The 14,391-nt window shown below is 67.7% G+C and carries 17 protein-coding genes; 9 read left to right on the forward strand and 8 right to left on the reverse strand.

What is annotated here, in order from left to right; genetic code table 11:
* Window positions 1-19 precede the first annotated feature (19 nt).
* The gene (locus ACT6UX_RS12270) at window positions 20-511 is read left to right on the forward strand and encodes a GFA family protein (protein ID WP_444775430.1); all 492 of its coding nucleotides are present in this window, start codon (window positions 20-22) and stop codon (window positions 509-511) included.
* Window position 512: 1 nt separating this feature from the next.
* Here ACT6UX_RS12270 and ACT6UX_RS12275 read toward each other — a convergent pair whose 3' ends face one another.
* On the reverse strand, window positions 513-1,535 hold the full coding sequence (locus ACT6UX_RS12275) for an alpha/beta hydrolase (RefSeq protein WP_444775431.1): 1,023 nt from the start codon (window positions 1,533-1,535) through the stop codon (window positions 513-515).
* Between the two features lie 17 nt (window positions 1,536-1,552).
* Between ACT6UX_RS12275 and ACT6UX_RS12280 the strand changes: the two genes are divergently transcribed.
* Window positions 1,553-2,365, forward strand: a complete 813-nt coding sequence (locus ACT6UX_RS12280; protein ID WP_444775432.1) for an enoyl-CoA hydratase-related protein — start codon at window positions 1,553-1,555, stop codon at window positions 2,363-2,365.
* Window positions 2,366-2,471: 106 nt separating this feature from the next.
* Here ACT6UX_RS12280 and ACT6UX_RS12285 read toward each other — a convergent pair whose 3' ends face one another.
* The 3 genes from ACT6UX_RS12285 to ACT6UX_RS12295 are packed head-to-tail and all read right to left on the reverse strand — an operon-like array spanning window position 2,472 to window position 4,296.
* Window positions 2,472-3,287, reverse strand: coding sequence for a crotonase/enoyl-CoA hydratase family protein (locus ACT6UX_RS12285; protein WP_444775433.1), 816 nt, complete (start codon window positions 3,285-3,287; stop codon window positions 2,472-2,474).
* A complete protein-coding gene (locus ACT6UX_RS12290; protein ID WP_444775434.1) occupies window positions 3,284-3,484 on the reverse strand; it encodes a hypothetical protein in 201 nt (66 codons plus the stop codon). The genes ACT6UX_RS12285 and ACT6UX_RS12290 overlap by 4 nt, the downstream gene beginning before the upstream one ends.
* A complete protein-coding gene (locus tag ACT6UX_RS12295; RefSeq protein ID WP_444775435.1) occupies window positions 3,481-4,296 on the reverse strand; it encodes a TSUP family transporter in 816 nt (271 codons plus the stop codon). The genes ACT6UX_RS12290 and ACT6UX_RS12295 overlap by 4 nt, the downstream gene beginning before the upstream one ends.
* On the opposite strand from ACT6UX_RS12295, the gene ACT6UX_RS12300 reads away from it, so the two are divergent.
* The 3 genes from ACT6UX_RS12300 to ACT6UX_RS12310 all read left to right on the forward strand — a co-directional run bounded on the left by ACT6UX_RS12300 (window position 4,295) and on the right by ACT6UX_RS12310 (window position 7,155).
* The gene (locus tag ACT6UX_RS12300; protein WP_444775436.1) at window positions 4,295-5,728 is read left to right on the forward strand and encodes an amidase; all 1,434 of its coding nucleotides are present in this window, start codon (window positions 4,295-4,297) and stop codon (window positions 5,726-5,728) included. The genes ACT6UX_RS12295 and ACT6UX_RS12300 overlap by 2 nt on opposite strands.
* A gap of 90 nt (window positions 5,729-5,818) precedes the next feature.
* Window positions 5,819-6,784 carry a Bug family tripartite tricarboxylate transporter substrate binding protein gene (locus tag ACT6UX_RS12305; RefSeq protein WP_444775437.1) on the forward strand — a complete coding sequence of 322 codons (966 nt, stop codon included), beginning with the start codon at window positions 5,819-5,821 and terminating at the stop codon, window positions 6,782-6,784.
* A gap of 8 nt (window positions 6,785-6,792) precedes the next feature.
* Entirely contained in the window at window positions 6,793-7,155 is a 363-nt protein-coding gene (locus ACT6UX_RS12310; protein WP_444775438.1) for a DMT family protein, read from the forward strand.
* 30 nt (window positions 7,156-7,185) lie between these two features.
* Here the strand turns inward: ACT6UX_RS12310 and ACT6UX_RS12315 are convergent, their stop codons facing one another.
* From ACT6UX_RS12315 to ACT6UX_RS12325, 3 genes are read right to left on the reverse strand one after another with little or no spacing between them, the layout of a single operon-like run.
* A complete protein-coding gene (locus ACT6UX_RS12315) occupies window positions 7,186-8,481 on the reverse strand; it encodes a PepSY-associated TM helix domain-containing protein (RefSeq protein ID WP_444775439.1) in 1,296 nt (431 codons plus the stop codon).
* A 2-nt stretch (window positions 8,482-8,483) separates the two neighbouring features.
* The gene (gene feoB / locus ACT6UX_RS12320) at window positions 8,484-10,364 is read right to left on the reverse strand and encodes a ferrous iron transport protein B (protein ID WP_444775440.1); all 1,881 of its coding nucleotides are present in this window, start codon (window positions 10,362-10,364) and stop codon (window positions 8,484-8,486) included.
* Complete coding sequence (locus ACT6UX_RS12325; RefSeq protein ID WP_444775441.1) at window positions 10,361-10,639, reverse strand: FeoA family protein; 279 nt, start codon at window positions 10,637-10,639, stop codon at window positions 10,361-10,363. The genes feoB and ACT6UX_RS12325 overlap by 4 nt, the downstream gene beginning before the upstream one ends.
* A 56-nt stretch (window positions 10,640-10,695) precedes the next feature.
* On the opposite strand from ACT6UX_RS12325, the gene ACT6UX_RS12330 reads away from it, so the two are divergent.
* The 4 genes from ACT6UX_RS12330 to ACT6UX_RS12345 are packed head-to-tail and all read left to right on the forward strand — an operon-like array spanning window position 10,696 to window position 13,901.
* Window positions 10,696-11,412: an alpha/beta hydrolase gene (locus ACT6UX_RS12330; RefSeq protein WP_444775442.1), complete on the forward strand. Its 717-nt coding sequence runs from the start codon at window positions 10,696-10,698 to the stop codon at window positions 11,410-11,412.
* Window positions 11,409-12,785 (forward strand): CoA transferase, encoded by a 1,377-nt coding sequence (locus ACT6UX_RS12335; RefSeq protein WP_444775443.1) that lies wholly within the window; start codon window positions 11,409-11,411, stop codon window positions 12,783-12,785. The genes ACT6UX_RS12330 and ACT6UX_RS12335 overlap by 4 nt, the downstream gene beginning before the upstream one ends.
* 4 nt (window positions 12,786-12,789) lie before the next feature.
* Entirely contained in the window at window positions 12,790-13,404 is a 615-nt protein-coding gene (locus ACT6UX_RS12340; protein ID WP_444775444.1) for a pyridoxamine 5'-phosphate oxidase family protein, read from the forward strand.
* Entirely contained in the window at window positions 13,371-13,901 is a 531-nt protein-coding gene (locus ACT6UX_RS12345) for a GNAT family N-acetyltransferase (RefSeq protein ID WP_444775445.1), read from the forward strand. Before ACT6UX_RS12340 ends, ACT6UX_RS12345 begins: the two co-directional genes overlap by 34 nt.
* 3 nt (window positions 13,902-13,904) lie before the next feature.
* Here ACT6UX_RS12345 and ACT6UX_RS12350 read toward each other — a convergent pair.
* Window positions 13,905-14,391 (reverse strand): trehalose-6-phosphate synthase (locus ACT6UX_RS12350; protein ID WP_444775446.1); only part of this gene is annotated, 487 nt, incomplete at its 5' end.

Genomic DNA, 14,391 nt, shown 5'->3' on the forward strand with positions numbered 1-14,391 from the left:
TAGCCGGGAGACGAAGGCGATGACCAGCAAGACAGAGATGCACGAAGGCGGCTGCACCTGCCGCAACGTGCGCTACCGCCTCACCGCGAAGCCGCTGTTCGTGCATTGCTGCCACTGCCGCTGGTGCCAGCGCGATTCAGGGACGGCGTTCGCGATGAACGCGATGATCGAGGCCCACAGGGTCGAGAGGCTGGGTGGCGAGGTCGAAGTGATCGACACGCCGACGCTCAGTGGCAAGGGCCAGAAGATCGCGCGCTGCCCGAAATGCCGCATCGCGGTGTGGAGCAACTATGCCGGCGCCGGACCGACTGTCCGCTTCGTGCGCGTCGGCACGCTCGACGAACCTGACCGGCTGCCTCCCGACATCCATATCTTCACCACGAGCAAGCAGCCCTGGGTCGCCCTGCCCGCCGGCGTACCGGCTGTCGAAGAATACTACGACCGCAACGAACTCTGGCCGGCGGAGAGCCTCGAACGGCTTGCGGCGTTGAGGGCCAAGAGCGCGTCGTGACCTAAGTCCAGTAGGCACTGAGCTTCGTCGCCAGCCACTTCGCAAGAGCCGCGTTCACGTCGATCGGTCTCTCCTGCGCCATCCAGTGGCCGGACGGCACGACGACTTCGGTAAGATCGGCGCAGCTTTGCCGCATCGGTTCGGCGAGCTTCGAGGTCATCGTCTCACAGGTCGTGTCATGGGCGCCGTGCAGGAACAGGACGGGCATGACGAGCTTGCCGCCGTCAGGGGCACGCTTGGCATATTCGCCGTTGGCCTTGTGGTTCATATACCAGGAGTCGGGGCCGAAGAAGCCGTTCCGTGTCAGCGCGGCGGCATAGGCCTCCATGTCCTGCTCGGTCAGTACGTCGGGATCGCGCGGCACGTCGGGGCAGGCGCCGCCACCGAACCAGCCGCCGGCGCGGCGCACCATCGAAGTTGGCGCCGGCTTGCCGACCCGCGCCGAGTCGCCCTTGCGGAACAGCGCCTTCACCACGTTGAGCGGGTTGGCGTCGAACCCCGCACAGGCCTTGTCGAAGCTCTCTTCGTAGAAGAACTGGTAATCCCACTGGCCGGCCGGGAACTGCGCCTCGGGATAGAGCGCGCGGTCGACCAGCGGCACGACGGTGTCGAGCGTGAAGCCGGTGGGGAGATAGGGCACGCACAGGCTGGCCACGCCCACGACCTTGTCGGGATGGTGCGCCGCCATGTTCCAGACGACCGGGCTGCCCCAGTCGTGGCCGATCCACACGGCCTTGTCGCGGCCGAGTGCCGCCAGCAGCTCGACCATGTCGGCCACGATTTCTTCCTGCGCGAAATCCCGGTGCCGCGTGTAGGTGCTGGAGCGACCGTAGCCGCGCATGTCGGGCGCGATGCAGCGGAAGCCCAAGGCGGCAAAGGCCGGAAGCTGGTGCCGCCACGACAGCGACAGTTCGGGCCAGCCATGGACGAAGATCAGCAGCGGCGCGTCTTTCGCTCCGCAGGCGAGAAAGCCCGTCGTGTGGCGGGCGGTCTTGACGGTGTGTTCGGTGACCGGGAATGTCATGACAAGGAGAACGTCCCATGGAAATCGATACCGGCACAACCGAACTCTTGTGCAGCGTCCGCGACGGCGTCGCGCTGATCACGCTGAACCGCCCCGAGGCGCGCAATGCGATGTCGCCCGATCTCACCGAGGCGCTGCGCAACCAGATCAAGGCGCGCGGCGACGACGATGCCGTGGGCGCTCTGCTGATCACCGGCGCCGGCACCGCCTTCTGCAGCGGCGGCGACGTCAAGGGCATGGGCGGCCGTGGGCCGCGCGGCCAGATGAGCTACGAGGAGCGGCTGGCCGACCTGCGCTGGCGCCAGACACATTTGACGGGCGCGCTGGTCGCCGTGCGCAAGCCCACCATCGCCGCGCTCCCCGGCGCCGCGGCCGGCGCGGGCCTGGCCATTGCGCTCGCCTGCGACATCCGCATCGCGGCGAAGTCGGCCTTCTGCACCACCGGCTACGCCAAGATCGGCCTGTCGGGCGACTACGGCATCTCCTGGCTGCTGACCCGCACCGTGGGCCCGATGCGGGCGCGCGAGCTGATGTTCACCTCCGAGAAAGTCGGCGCCGAGCGCTGCGAGCAGATCGGTCTGGTGAACCGCGTGGTCGACGACGCCAGGCTGCAGGATGAGGCTTTCGCCTTCGCCAAGTCGCTGGCCGAGGGCCCGAGGATCGCGCTGCGCCACATGAAGGACAATCTCGACGAGGCCCTGCACATCACTTACTCGGACGCGCACTATCGCGAGGCCGAGCGCCTGGTCCAGTCGTCGCGCACCGCCGATCACAAGGAAGCGGTCGCGTCCTTCGTCGAAAAGCGCAAGCCGGTGTTCCAGGGGCGGTAGAAGCAGGGCGGGACGCTCACCCGCAGCCAATACAAAGAGCAAACCCCGTCGCCACGACCGGCTCCGGTCGAGGCGACGGGTCTTTCTTGTTCTTAGAGTCTCTTGCTCAATCCCTGTAGTTCGCGGCACGATTCTGCAGGTTGGACATGATGGCTTCGAGCTGGTTGGGCGAGCCGATCAGCTTCTGCTGCTCGACCGACTCCATCATCAGGCCGGACGCCGCATCGGTCGCCACGGCGGCGTTGAGCAGCCGCTTGTTGGCGCGGATCGCGTCGGGGCTCTTGGCGGCGATCTCACGCGCCGTCTCCAGTGCCGCGGCGCGCGGGTCCTCCACCACCTTCGTCACGAAGCCCATCTCGCGTGCCTCGACGCCGTTGAAGATGCGGCCGGTATAGGTGAGTTCCCGCACGACATCCTCGCGCGCGAGATGGCGCATGAGCTGCGTGCCGGCGAGGTCGGGCACGAGGCCCCACTTGATCTCCATCACCGAGAAGCGTGCATCGGCGGTGGCGTAGCGGATGTCCGGCCCCAGCGCGATCTGGAAGCCGCCGCCGAACGCCACGCCATGGACGGCAGCGATCACCGGCACCGGCAGTTCGCGCCACAGCCAGGCGCATTGCTGCGGCCGGTTGGCGATACCGTGGGTGCGTTTCGTGAGGTCGCGCACGCCCGGCACCGCGTCGCCCCCCTGGTCTTCGGCCGCCTTCATGGCGGCGAAGCTGCCCATGTCGAGGCCGGCACAGAAGGCCTTGCCCTCACCCGACAGCACCACGCAACGCAGGCCCGGCATGGTGGCGAGCTTGGCACCCGCCTCGATGATGCCTTCGAACATCGCCGGATCGAGCGCGTTCATCTTGTCGGCGCGGATCAGGCGGACGTCGGCGACACCGTCCTTGAGGTCGATCGAGACGCGGTCCTTCATTTTTCTCCCTCCGATTTCATCCAGTCGCGCAGGCGGCGCTTCACTTCTTCCGGGTCCAGGCGCTTGGGCGGCTCGAGGCTGCCGTCGTCGCGCTTGGGCCACACCATGACCGCGAGGGCGCGCTGCACGTCGGCAAAGGTGCAATCGTCCGGCAGCCGGTCGAGCAAGGCCCGGACCTGATCCTTCACGTCACTCATCGCGTCACCATCAGCCAGAGTCCCTGCCCTATGTACACCGCGCCGAGCGCCAGGATCACGCGGCGCGTCCAGTGATAGAACTGCTTGTCCGACATGCGGTCGAGGAAGCTGCGCGACAAGGTGGTGCCGATCACGGCGAAGACCGCGGCGTAGCCCATGACCAGCCACTGCTCGAGGTCGCGGCCAGCCGGACCTTCGATCACCATCGCAAAATAGAGGACCTTGGTCAGGTGCCCGAGCACCTGGGCCGCCGCCTTGGTCGCCACGTTGACCTGTCGCGTCATGCCCGTGCGGACATAGAAGATGTCGAGCAGCGGACCGGTCACGCCCGAGACGAGCTGGATGGCGCCGCCGATCGCGCCGGCCAGGAAGGCCTGCCCGCCGCGCTCGATGTTGGGCGCAATGCGCTGCGGCACCGCGAGCGCGATGAACGGCGTCAACCCGACGGCCATCAGCACCAGCGCCTTGTCGGGCACGAAGTCGAAGAAGGAGAAGACGATCAGCGAGGAGCCGGCGCCGGCGCCGAACTGCAGCACGACGTTCCAGTTCACGTGATGGCGCCACAGCCAGGCCCGCCAGCCATTGGCGGCGATCTGGATGACGCCATGGAACACCATCGCGACCGGCACCGGCAGCAGGACCAGCAGGAAGCCGATCAGCAGCATCCCGCCCGCCATGCCGAAGATGCCGGAGACGAACGAGGTCACGACGGCCACGACCGCGAGTGCCGCCATTACGGGAAGGGAGAACATCGCCAGCGGGCGTAGCGCAGCGTGCAGACCGTGTCGAGGTTGGGCTAGTGTGCCGGCCATGACCGACCCAGATCTTCTCTTCACCCCGGCCGTCCAGGCGGCCGCCCTCATCCGTGCGAAGAAGCTTTCGCCCGTCGAATATCTCGATGCCGTCCTGAAGGCCGCCGAGCGCGCCAACCCCAGGATCAACTGCTTCCGCGAGGTCATGGTCGACCAGGCCAGGCGCAACGCGCAGAAGGCCGAGGAAGCCGTCACACGGGGTGAAGTGCTGGGCCCGCTGCACGGCGTTCCGATCAGCGTGAAGGACCTCGTCGACGTCGAAGGCGTGCCGACGCGCCATGGCTCGGCAATCTTCGAAGGCAACGGTCCGGCGACCGCAGACGATCTGCTGGTGCAGCGCCTGCGCAAGGCCGGCGCCGTCATCTTCGCCAAGGCCACGACTCCCGAGTTCGGGGTGAAGGGCCTGACCGACGGCCCGTTCGGCATTACGCGCAACCCGTGGAATCTCGAGCGCACGCCGGGCGGCTCGAGCGGCGGCGGCGCGGCGGCGGTGGCGGCCGGGCTCGGCCCCCTGTCGCTCGGCACCGACGGCGCCGGCTCGGTGCGCGGTCCCGCTTCCTGCTCGGGGCTGGTCGGCCTCAAGCCCACGCTGGGCGCCGTGCCCTACGACACGACGCGCGATGCCTACGGCAACAACATCTACGCCGGCCCGCTGGCGCGCTCCGTCACTGATGCCGCGATCATGCATTCGGTGCTGGTCGGCCCCAGCGACAAGGATCCGTGGACCCTGTCGGGCAGCGCGCAGAAGCCGCTGTCGCCGAAGCTGGCGGGCGCCGACCTTGCGGCCGTGCGAATCGGTTATATCGAACTCACCGCCAATCCGCGCGTGGCCGCCGACGTGCGCACCAACACGCGCGCCTCGCTCGCCGCCTGGGAAGCGATGGGGGCCGCGGTCGAGGAGGTCACCGAGAAGATCGACTGGATCGAGTACGAGGGCCGCGTGCTCTACCAGGCGAATTTCGCCGTTTTCTGCGCCCAATACCTGCCGAAATGGCAGAACCAGATGGATCCGGTGACCCTGGCATTCATGGAACGCGGCGCCAAGTTCACCCTGGCCGATTTCCGCAACGCGCAGTTCGCGCGCACGACCCTTTTCCGCAAGATCCAGTCGCTGTTCGAGCGCTACGACTTCCTGGTGATGCCGACCAACGCACGCACGGCGCTCGACGTGACGCACGACGCAGCCAACGACGAGGTCGTGATCGACGGCGTGAAGTGCGGCATCACCCGCCAGGGCTGGACCTCCTACCAGTACCCGTTCAACCTCACCGGCCATCCCGCCTGCGCCTATCCGTCGGGCTTCGGCGCCGACGGGCTGCCGACCTCGGTGCAGGTCGTGGGCAAGTGGGGCGCGGAGACCGACGTGCTGCGGATGGGCGCCCTGCTCGAAGCCGCACGGCCCTGGGCACAGCACCGGCCGCCGGCCCTCTGAGAGCCGCCACGCGGGCAGCACAGGAAGCAGGCCTTTGCGCCGCCATAGTCGTTCTTCTAGGTTCCTCCCAAATACGAACGGGAGGATTCCATGCGTCTGATAGCAGTTCTGACGGCCCTTTTCGGGCTCGCCCTCGGGCCGGCGACGGCCTTCGCCCAAACCTTCGACAAACCCATCAAGATCATGGCGCCCTATGCGCCGGGCGGAAACATCGACGTCACCGCGCGCATCATCGCCGACAAGCTGCGCGAGGTGCTGGGAGTCAGCGTCATCGTCGAGAACAAGGCCGGCGCCAGCGGGATGATCGGCAGCGATGTCGTGGCCCGCTCGGCCCCGGACGGCACCAGCCTGCTGGTCTCGGCCAATTCGCTGGTCGCAGTCCCGGCCATCTACGGCAACGCGCCCTATGACTGGCGTACGGCCTTCACGCCGATCACGCACATCCAGCGTGTGCCGGCCGTGCTCGTCGTGCCGGCGAACTCACCGATCAAGACGATGGCCGACTTCATCGCCCTCGGGAAGGATGGCCAGTTCGCGGTGGCCGATTCAGGCCTCGGCACCACCAACCACCTCGCCGTGGAGCTGATCGCCGAAGCCACCGGCACCAAGTACACGTCCGTGCACTACAAGGGGTCGGGCGCCGCCATGATCGACGTGATGGCGGGCCAGGTGCCGGCCCAGGTCGACCAGCTCAACGCGGCCATCGGCAACATCAAATCCGGCAAGCTGCGTGCCATCGCCGTCTCGTCCGACAAGCGCGTGCCCCAGCTTCCCGACGTGCCGACCATGAAGGAAAGTGGCGTGAAGGGTCTCGAGAATTTCACCTTCGCGACCTTCACCGGCCTGTTCGGGCCCGCCAAGATGCCGCCCGACGTGGTCGCGAAGATCAACGAGGCGATGGTCAAGGTGCTCAAGGATCCCGCGGTCGTCGCCCGCTTCGCCGAACTTACGGCCGAGGCTTATCCGACCACGCCGCAGGAGACCGCGGCGATGTTCGAGGCGGAGGACCGGACGGTCGTCCCGCTCATCAAGAAGCTGCAGATCAAACCGGAGTAGCCAGACCTATGTCCCTCTTGCCGCCTGCCGTCGCGCCGATTGTCCTGTTGCTGGTCTCCAACGTCTTCATGACGTTCGCCTGGTACGGACATCTCAAGTTCACCGACAAGCCGCTGTGGCTGGTGGTGGTGGCAAGCTGGGGCATCGCCTTCGTCGAATACTGTTTCGCCGTTCCGGCCAACCGGTATGGGCATGAGGTCTACTCGGCGGCCGAACTCAAGACCATGCAGGAGGTGATCACGCTCACCGTGTTCGCCGCCTTCTCGGTGCTCTATCTCGGCGAACGCATCACCTCGAACCATCTCGTGGGCTTCGCGATGATCTGCGGCGGCGCCTTCTTCATCTTCAAGGGGCCGCTGCCGTCCTGGTGAACGCGGCGCGGGTGAGGGCGGGACGCCGCTCTATTCCGCGGCTTGGCCGGCCCCTTGCAGGATGGCCTGCCGGGCCCGTTCGCCCGCCCGGCGGTTGCGGCGCTTGATCCACCACATCAGGAAGCCGGTGACGGCGAAGATCGGGATGATCACGCCCGAGACGAAGACCAGGAACTTGTAGGCTCCGCCCAGCCCGATACCGTAGTGCAGGGCGCGCTGCCAGGCGATCACCGTCTCGCCGGCCGACATGGCCTGCGGATCGAACACGTCGACCACGGTCCTGCGATAGGGATCGACGATCACCGTGACGATGGGCGCGCCCTCCTGATGGTCGGGCCGCACCAGACCGACGCGCAGTGCCTGGTCGGGCCGGGTCGGCAGGAAGGCATTCAGGAAGCGTGTGCCGGGCACCCGCGCCTTCGCGAGCTCGACCGCCTCGTCGACTCCCATGGCCGGCGTCCCGCGCATCGGCTCGACCCGGGCCTGGAACAGGGCGGCCCGCATGTCGCGGCTCGGCGACACGAGATTGACCGCCGCCGAGATCTGCTGCGGGAAGGCGAGATAGACACCGGTGAAGTTCACCAGCATGAAGATCACCAGCGACCAGATGCCGACCGCGCCGTGCAACTCGCGGTTCAGGCGCAGGCCCTTTGCCTTGCGGCGGACCAAGAAGGCCTGCTTCCACTGGCCGGGCTTGGGCCACCAGAGATAGAGGCCGGAGCAGCCCAGCACGAGCATCGCCACGCCGAGCCAGCCCACGATTTCGCGGCCGAGACCGCCCGGGATGAAGACATGGCCGTGCAGGTCGTGGAAGAAGCGCACCCAGCCGGTCATCGCCTGCTGGGTCTCGAGCACCTGCAGCGAAACCGGATCGATCAGGATCTGCAGGCTGCCGGCGAACGGGCTTTGCGCCGGCACGCGGCCCTGTGCCGACTGGCCCGGCTTCGGCGGCGTGTTGCCCGGCCCGCCTTGCGGGCCGCCCCGGAACTGCGGCCGCTCGCCGGCCATGCCCGGACGCGACAGGCGCACGGCGGCGGGCTGGCCCGCCTCGTTGGGCCAGCGCACCGCGATGGGGATGCGGCCAGGCTCGCTGTTGGCAGCCTTGGCGGCTTCGATCAGCCGCCCCGCCGACTGCCACGCGCCTTCCGTCTTCACGTGCGGCTCGCCCTGCCCGAACAGATGCTCGATGTCGTGCGCATAGACCAGTACGGCGCCGGTGATGCCCATCATCACCAGGGGCAGCAGCAGGATGAGACCAACCCAAAGATGGATCTGCTGCAGCCAGTAGCGGAACGTGCGCCGCTGCGGCTTCGGCCCCTGAGCCATCGTCACCCTCCGCCGAAGGCCACGGCGATGCGATAGGTGAGAAAGGCCGCCACGTACGCCAGCGCCAGCATGTAGAAGAAAGTGACCCACAGCCATCGCCAGCCGCCGGTCTCGCGGCGGATGACCGCCAGCGTCGAGGCACATTGCGGCGCGAACACGTACCAGGCGAGGAAGGCCAGCGCGGTCGCCAGGCTCCATTGCGAGCTGAGCGCTGCCGCGATCTTGTCGGTGGCCTCCTCGCCGCCGCTGATCGCGTAGATCGTGCCGAGCGAGCCGACCGCGACCTCGCGTGCGGCCATGCCGGGGATCAGCGCGACGTTGATCTGCCAGTTGAAGCCCAGCGGCTCGGTCAGGGGCTGGATCGCGGTGCCGATCCGGGCGGCCAGGCTGTAGTTGATCGGCGGCTCGGTCGCTCCCTCGGGCGGCTGCGGGAAGGAGGCCAGCACCCAGATCAGGATCATCATCGACAGGATGATGGTGCCCGCGCGCTTCAGGAAGATCGTGGCGCGGGTCCACAGGCCGATGGCGATGCTCTTTGCCTGCGGAATCTTGTAGTCCGGCAGTTCGAGCATGAAAGGCTCGCCCGGCTTGCCCCGCCAGATCACGCGCTTGACCACGAACGACACCGCGAGCGCGCTGGCGATGCCCAGCGTATAGAGGCCGAACATCACCAGTCCCTGCAGGCCGACGAAGCCCCAGACCTCGCGGTCGGGAATGAATGCGCCGATGATCAGCGTGTAGACAGGGATGCGCGCCGAGCAGGTCATCAGCGGCGCCACCAGGATGGTGGTGAGGCGGTCGCGCCGGTCGTCGATCACGCGCGTCGACATGATGCCGGGAATGGCGCAGGCGAAGGACGATAGGAGCGGGATGAAGGCGCGCCCATGCAGGCCGGCGCCGCCCATGATGCGGTCCATCAGGAAGGCCGCACGCGCCATGTAACCCAGATCCTCGAGAACGAGGATGAAGAAGAACAGGATCACGATCTGCGGCAGGAACACGATCACGCTGCCGACGCCGCCGATCAGCCCGTCCTTCAGGAAACTCTTGAGCAGGTCAGGCAGCGGCAGCCCGGCCACGAGGTCGCCGAGGAAGTGGAAGCCGGCCTCGATCGCATCCATCCCGGGTTCGGCCCAGGCGAACACGGCCTGGAACATCACGAACAGAATGGCCAGCAGCACGACCAGCCCCGCCACCGGGTGCAGCAGCACCGAATCGAGGCGCGTCGTCAGGCTGTCGGGCTTGCCTTGTCCCTTCACCACGGAGGCCAGGATCCGGTCAGCCTCCTTCTGGGCGCGGCGCAGGGCCGTGGCGTCGGGCGTGGTCCAGACGGTTCCAGTCGCGCCCTGCGCGGCGGCCAGCCGCCGGTCGATCTCGGCCAGTAGCGCGTCGGTGCCGCCGCGGCGCACCGCAACCGAACTGACGACCGGCAGGCCCAGTTCCCGCCCGAGCTTCTCGGTGTCGATCTCGATGCCGCGCTTGCGCGCGATGTCCATCATGTTGAGCGACAGCATGACCGGCCGGCCGACCTGCTTCAGCTCGAGCACGAGGCGAAGCGCCAGGCGCAGGTTGGAGGCGTCGGCCACGCAGACGATCAGGTCCGGGATCACGTCGCTCTGGGTCCGTCCCAGGACGACGTCGCGCGTCACCTCCTCGTCGGGCGAGCGTGCGCGCAGCGAATAGGTGCCGGGCAGATCGACGATGCGCACCGTGCGTCCGGCGGGCGTCGTCAGCGGACCGACCTTCTTCTCGACCGTGACGCCCGGATAGTTGGCGACCTTCTGCCGGCTGCCGGTCAGCGCATTGAACAGCGCGGTCTTGCCGCAATTGGGATTGCCGACCAGGGCGACGACCGGAGCGGCGGTGGGTGCGGTGACGCTCACGGTTCGGCTCCGACGCTCACGAGGATGGCCATCGCTTCGCGGCGGCGCAGGCCGATGGTGGTGTGGGCGACACGCACCGCGATGGGATCGCCGCCGAACAGGCCCTGGTGCAGGACTTCGACGTCCGCGCCTTCGACGAATCCCAGCTCGATCAGGCGGCGCTCGAGTTCGGGCGCGGACATCCCTGCGGCGACACGCCCCGCGGCGATGGCCTGTATGCGTCCACGAAAACCCACGGGGGCGACGCCAAGTGCTATTGTTGGTTCGCTGCTCATTGAGAGTAAGTCGTAGTAGCATCGATAAAGTTGGTATGCCAGCGGGAGGTAATGAAATGGCGAATATCGTTCTGGCGCACGGCGCCTGGTCGGCAGCCTGGGCATGGAAGAAAATGCGGCCGCTGCTGCAGGAGGCTGGCCACCAGTTCTATGCCCCGACCTATACCGGCCTCGGCGCCCGCGCCCATCTCGCCACGCCCGACGTCGACCTCTCGACCCACATCCAGGACATCGTCTCGGAGATCGAGTTCGAGGACCTGAACGATGTCGTCCTGCTGGGCCATTCCTACGGCGGCATGGTCGCGACCGGCGTCGCCGATAAGGTCGGAAGTCGTCTTGCACGCATCGTGTATATCGACGCCTTCGCGCCCAAGGACGGCCAGAGCCTGTTCGACCTGGTCGGGCCGAAAGCCGAGGGCAATATGCGCAAGGGTGCCGAGCGGGATGGCGACGGCTGGAAGATGCCCGTCAATCCGATGCCGCCGGACACCGCCCCCGAGGACGTGGCCTGGGCCAGTCCGCGTCGCCGGCCGCAGCCGATCAAGACTTTCGAGCAGAAGATCAGGCTCGAGTCGAAGGAGCCCCTGCCGCCCCGCGATTACATCTATGCGACCCGAAACGGTCCCGGCGATCCGTTCCGCCAGTTCGCAGACCGGGCGCGCAGCGAAGCCGGCTGGACCTGCCATGAACTCGACACCAGCCACAATCCGCACATCACCTGCCCGAACGAGTTCATGGCCTTGCTGACCAAGATCATGGCGGACGGCAAGTGAATACCGACCTGGCCTATTCGATCCTGGGCCAGCTCGGACGCAGCCCTCGCGCCGACGACCGGCTCACCCTCACCGGCGGTGACGATCCGGTGTTCCAGACCCCGTGGCGCGTCGGAACCGCCGGCGCCGCGGCCCTGGGCGCCGTCGGGCTCGCGGTCTCCGACCTGTGGCGGCTGAAGACCGGCAGGCCTCAGCCGGTCTCGGTCGACCTCGCCGCCGCCACGGCGTCGCTGCGCTCCAACACCTATGTCCTGCGCAACGGCGAGCGTCCGGTATCGTGGGATCCGTTGTCCGGCCACTACCCGACGCGCGATGGCCGGCACATGTTCATCCACACCAACCATCCGCACCATCGCGCCGGTGCCCTGCGCATCGCCGGCGCCGAAGGCGATACGCGCGAGGCGCTGGCCGCGGCCGTCGCAAAGTGGGACGGGCTTGCGATCGAGCAGGCGATCGCCGACGGCTGCTGCGTCGGTGGGCTGACGCGCAGCCGCGATGAATGGAACGCCCATCCGCACGGCATCGCGGTGGCGAAGCTGCCGCTGATCGACATCGTGAAGATCGGCGAGGCGCCCGCGGAGCCCCTGCCGCACGGCGACCGGCCACTGTCCGGCGTGCGCGCCTTTGACCTCACGCGGGTACTGGCGGGACCGACAAGCGGCCGCGTGCTGGCGGAGAACGGCGCCGACGTGCTGCACGTCGCGGCCCCTCACCTGCCCTACCAGGCCGAACTGCTGATGGACACCGGCCACGGCAAGCGCTGCGCCTGGATCGACCTGCGCGAAGCCGCCGGCGTCGAGACGATGAAGGCGCTCCTGAAGAAGGCCGACATCTTCACTCAGGGCTATCGCCCCGGCACCTTGGCGGCGCGCGGCTTCTCACCCGAGCAGGTGGCGGCACTGCGGCCCGGCATCGTCTGCGTCAGCCTCTGCGCCTACGGTCATGAAGGCCCCTGGTCGTCGCGCCGCGGCTTCGACTCGATCGTGCAGAACGTCACCGGCCTTGCTGCCACGCAGGGGGCGTTGGACAAGCCGCGCAACCTGCCGGTCCAGGCGCTCGACTACATCGCGGGCTATCTCGGGGCACTAGGCGCCCTGGTGGCGTTGGCCCGCAGGGTCGAGCAGGGCGGCTCCTGGCAGGTGCGCGTCTCGCTGGTCCAGGTCGCGCACTGGCTCGCCAGCCTCGGCACCGTCGACGCCGCGCAGGGCGCCGCCGAACTGCCCGAGGCCACGCTTCTGCCGCTTCTCACCGAAAGCGTCGGCCCACTCGGCCGCCTGCGCCACCTGAAGCCGGTGGTGCAGCTCGGCGAGACCCCGGCCTATTACGCCCGTCCCGCCGAACCCCTCGGCACCTCTCCCGCGGAGTGGGCCTAGCATCATGTCCGACATCCTGAGAACGGAAGCCGAGCTCGAGGCCATTTACGGCCGGCCGGTCGAAGCGGCGACAGTCAAGGAAGCGAACTGGATCACGCCGCACTATCGTGCCTACATCGAGGCATCGCCTTATGCGGCCCTGGCGACGTCCGGTCCCGAAGGTCTCGACTGTTCGCCGCGGGGCGACAGGCCGGGCTTCGTGCGGGTCCATGACGAGAAGACCCTGATGCTGCCTGACCGGCGCGGCAACAACCGCATCGACTCGCTGCGCAACATCGTGCGCGATCCGCGCGTCGCGCTGCTGTTCATGATCCCCGGCGTCGGCAACACGTTGCGAGTCAACGGCCGTGCCCATCTCAGCATTGCCCCGGACCTTCTGGACTCCTTCGCCGTCGAGGAGAAGGCGCCGCGTTCGGTGGCCGTGATCGAGGTCGATGCCGTGTACTTCCAGTGTGCCCGCGCGCTGGTGCGCTCCGAACTCTGGAATGCAGAGCGCCATGTCGATCCGAAGTCGCTGCCCAGCGCCGGCCAGATCCTGGCTGCCTTGAGCAACGAGAGAGTTGGCGGCGAAACCTACGATCGAGAATGGCCGGGCCGGGCAGCGGCCACGATGTGGTGATCCGCGAGCGCGAACCGGCTGACGACGACGCGATCCGTCGCCTCAACGATCGGGCCTTCGGTGGCCCGTTCGAGGGCAGGCTGGTCGAGGAGCTGCGCGAAGCCTTCATCGACGCGGTCGAGCTGGTCGCGGTCGCGGACGGCGCCATCGTCGGCCACATCCTGTTCAGTGCGCTGACAACGATGATCGACGACGATGCCGTGCCGACCTTGTCTCTCGCGCCGATGTGCGTTCATCCCGGATACCAGAGGTCGGGAATCGGCACGGCCCTGGTCGAAACGGGGCTCGAACTGGCGCGCCGCCGCGAATGGCAGGCCGTCGTGGTCCTCGGTCATCCCGACTACTATCCGCGCTTCGGCTTCTCGGCCGAACTGGCGAGCGGCCTCGACAGCCCCTTCGAGGGCGAGTCTTTCATGGCGCTGGAACTGGTGCCCGACGCCCTCGATGGCGACGACGGTCTGGTCGTCTATCCGGCGGCGTTCGGGCTGGTCTCCTAGCGCCTACGCCGCGCGCGCGATCCCTGGCGCTTCGAGGGCCTCGATGAAGCGCCGACAGTAGGCTTCGGCCGTCGTGCGCATCACCTTTTCCCGGAGCACGCTCTGGCGCTCCTGGCGTTCCGACAGCGGCATCGTGAGTGCGACGTGCATGGCATCGGCGATGGCATCGGGATCGAACGGGTTGACGATCAGCGCTTCGGTCAGGTCCTGGGCGGCACCCGCGAACTGCGACAGGACCAGGACGCCCGGATCCTCGTCTGATTGCGCGGCCACGAATTCCTTGGCGACGAGATTCATGCCGTCGCGCAGCGGCGTCACCACGCCGATCCGGCCGAGGCGATAGAGCCCCGCCAGCGTGGAGCGTGGGGCCGCGCGGGTCGAATAGCGCAGCGGCGTCCAGTCGAACTCGGAGAAGCGGCCATTGATGCGACCTGCCAGCCGGTCGAGTTCGGTGCGCAGCCGACGATATTCGTCGACCTCCTCGCGCGAC

Source organism: Reyranella sp. (genome assembly GCF_052439685.1).
GTDB lineage: Bacteria > Pseudomonadota > Alphaproteobacteria > Reyranellales > Reyranellaceae > Reyranella.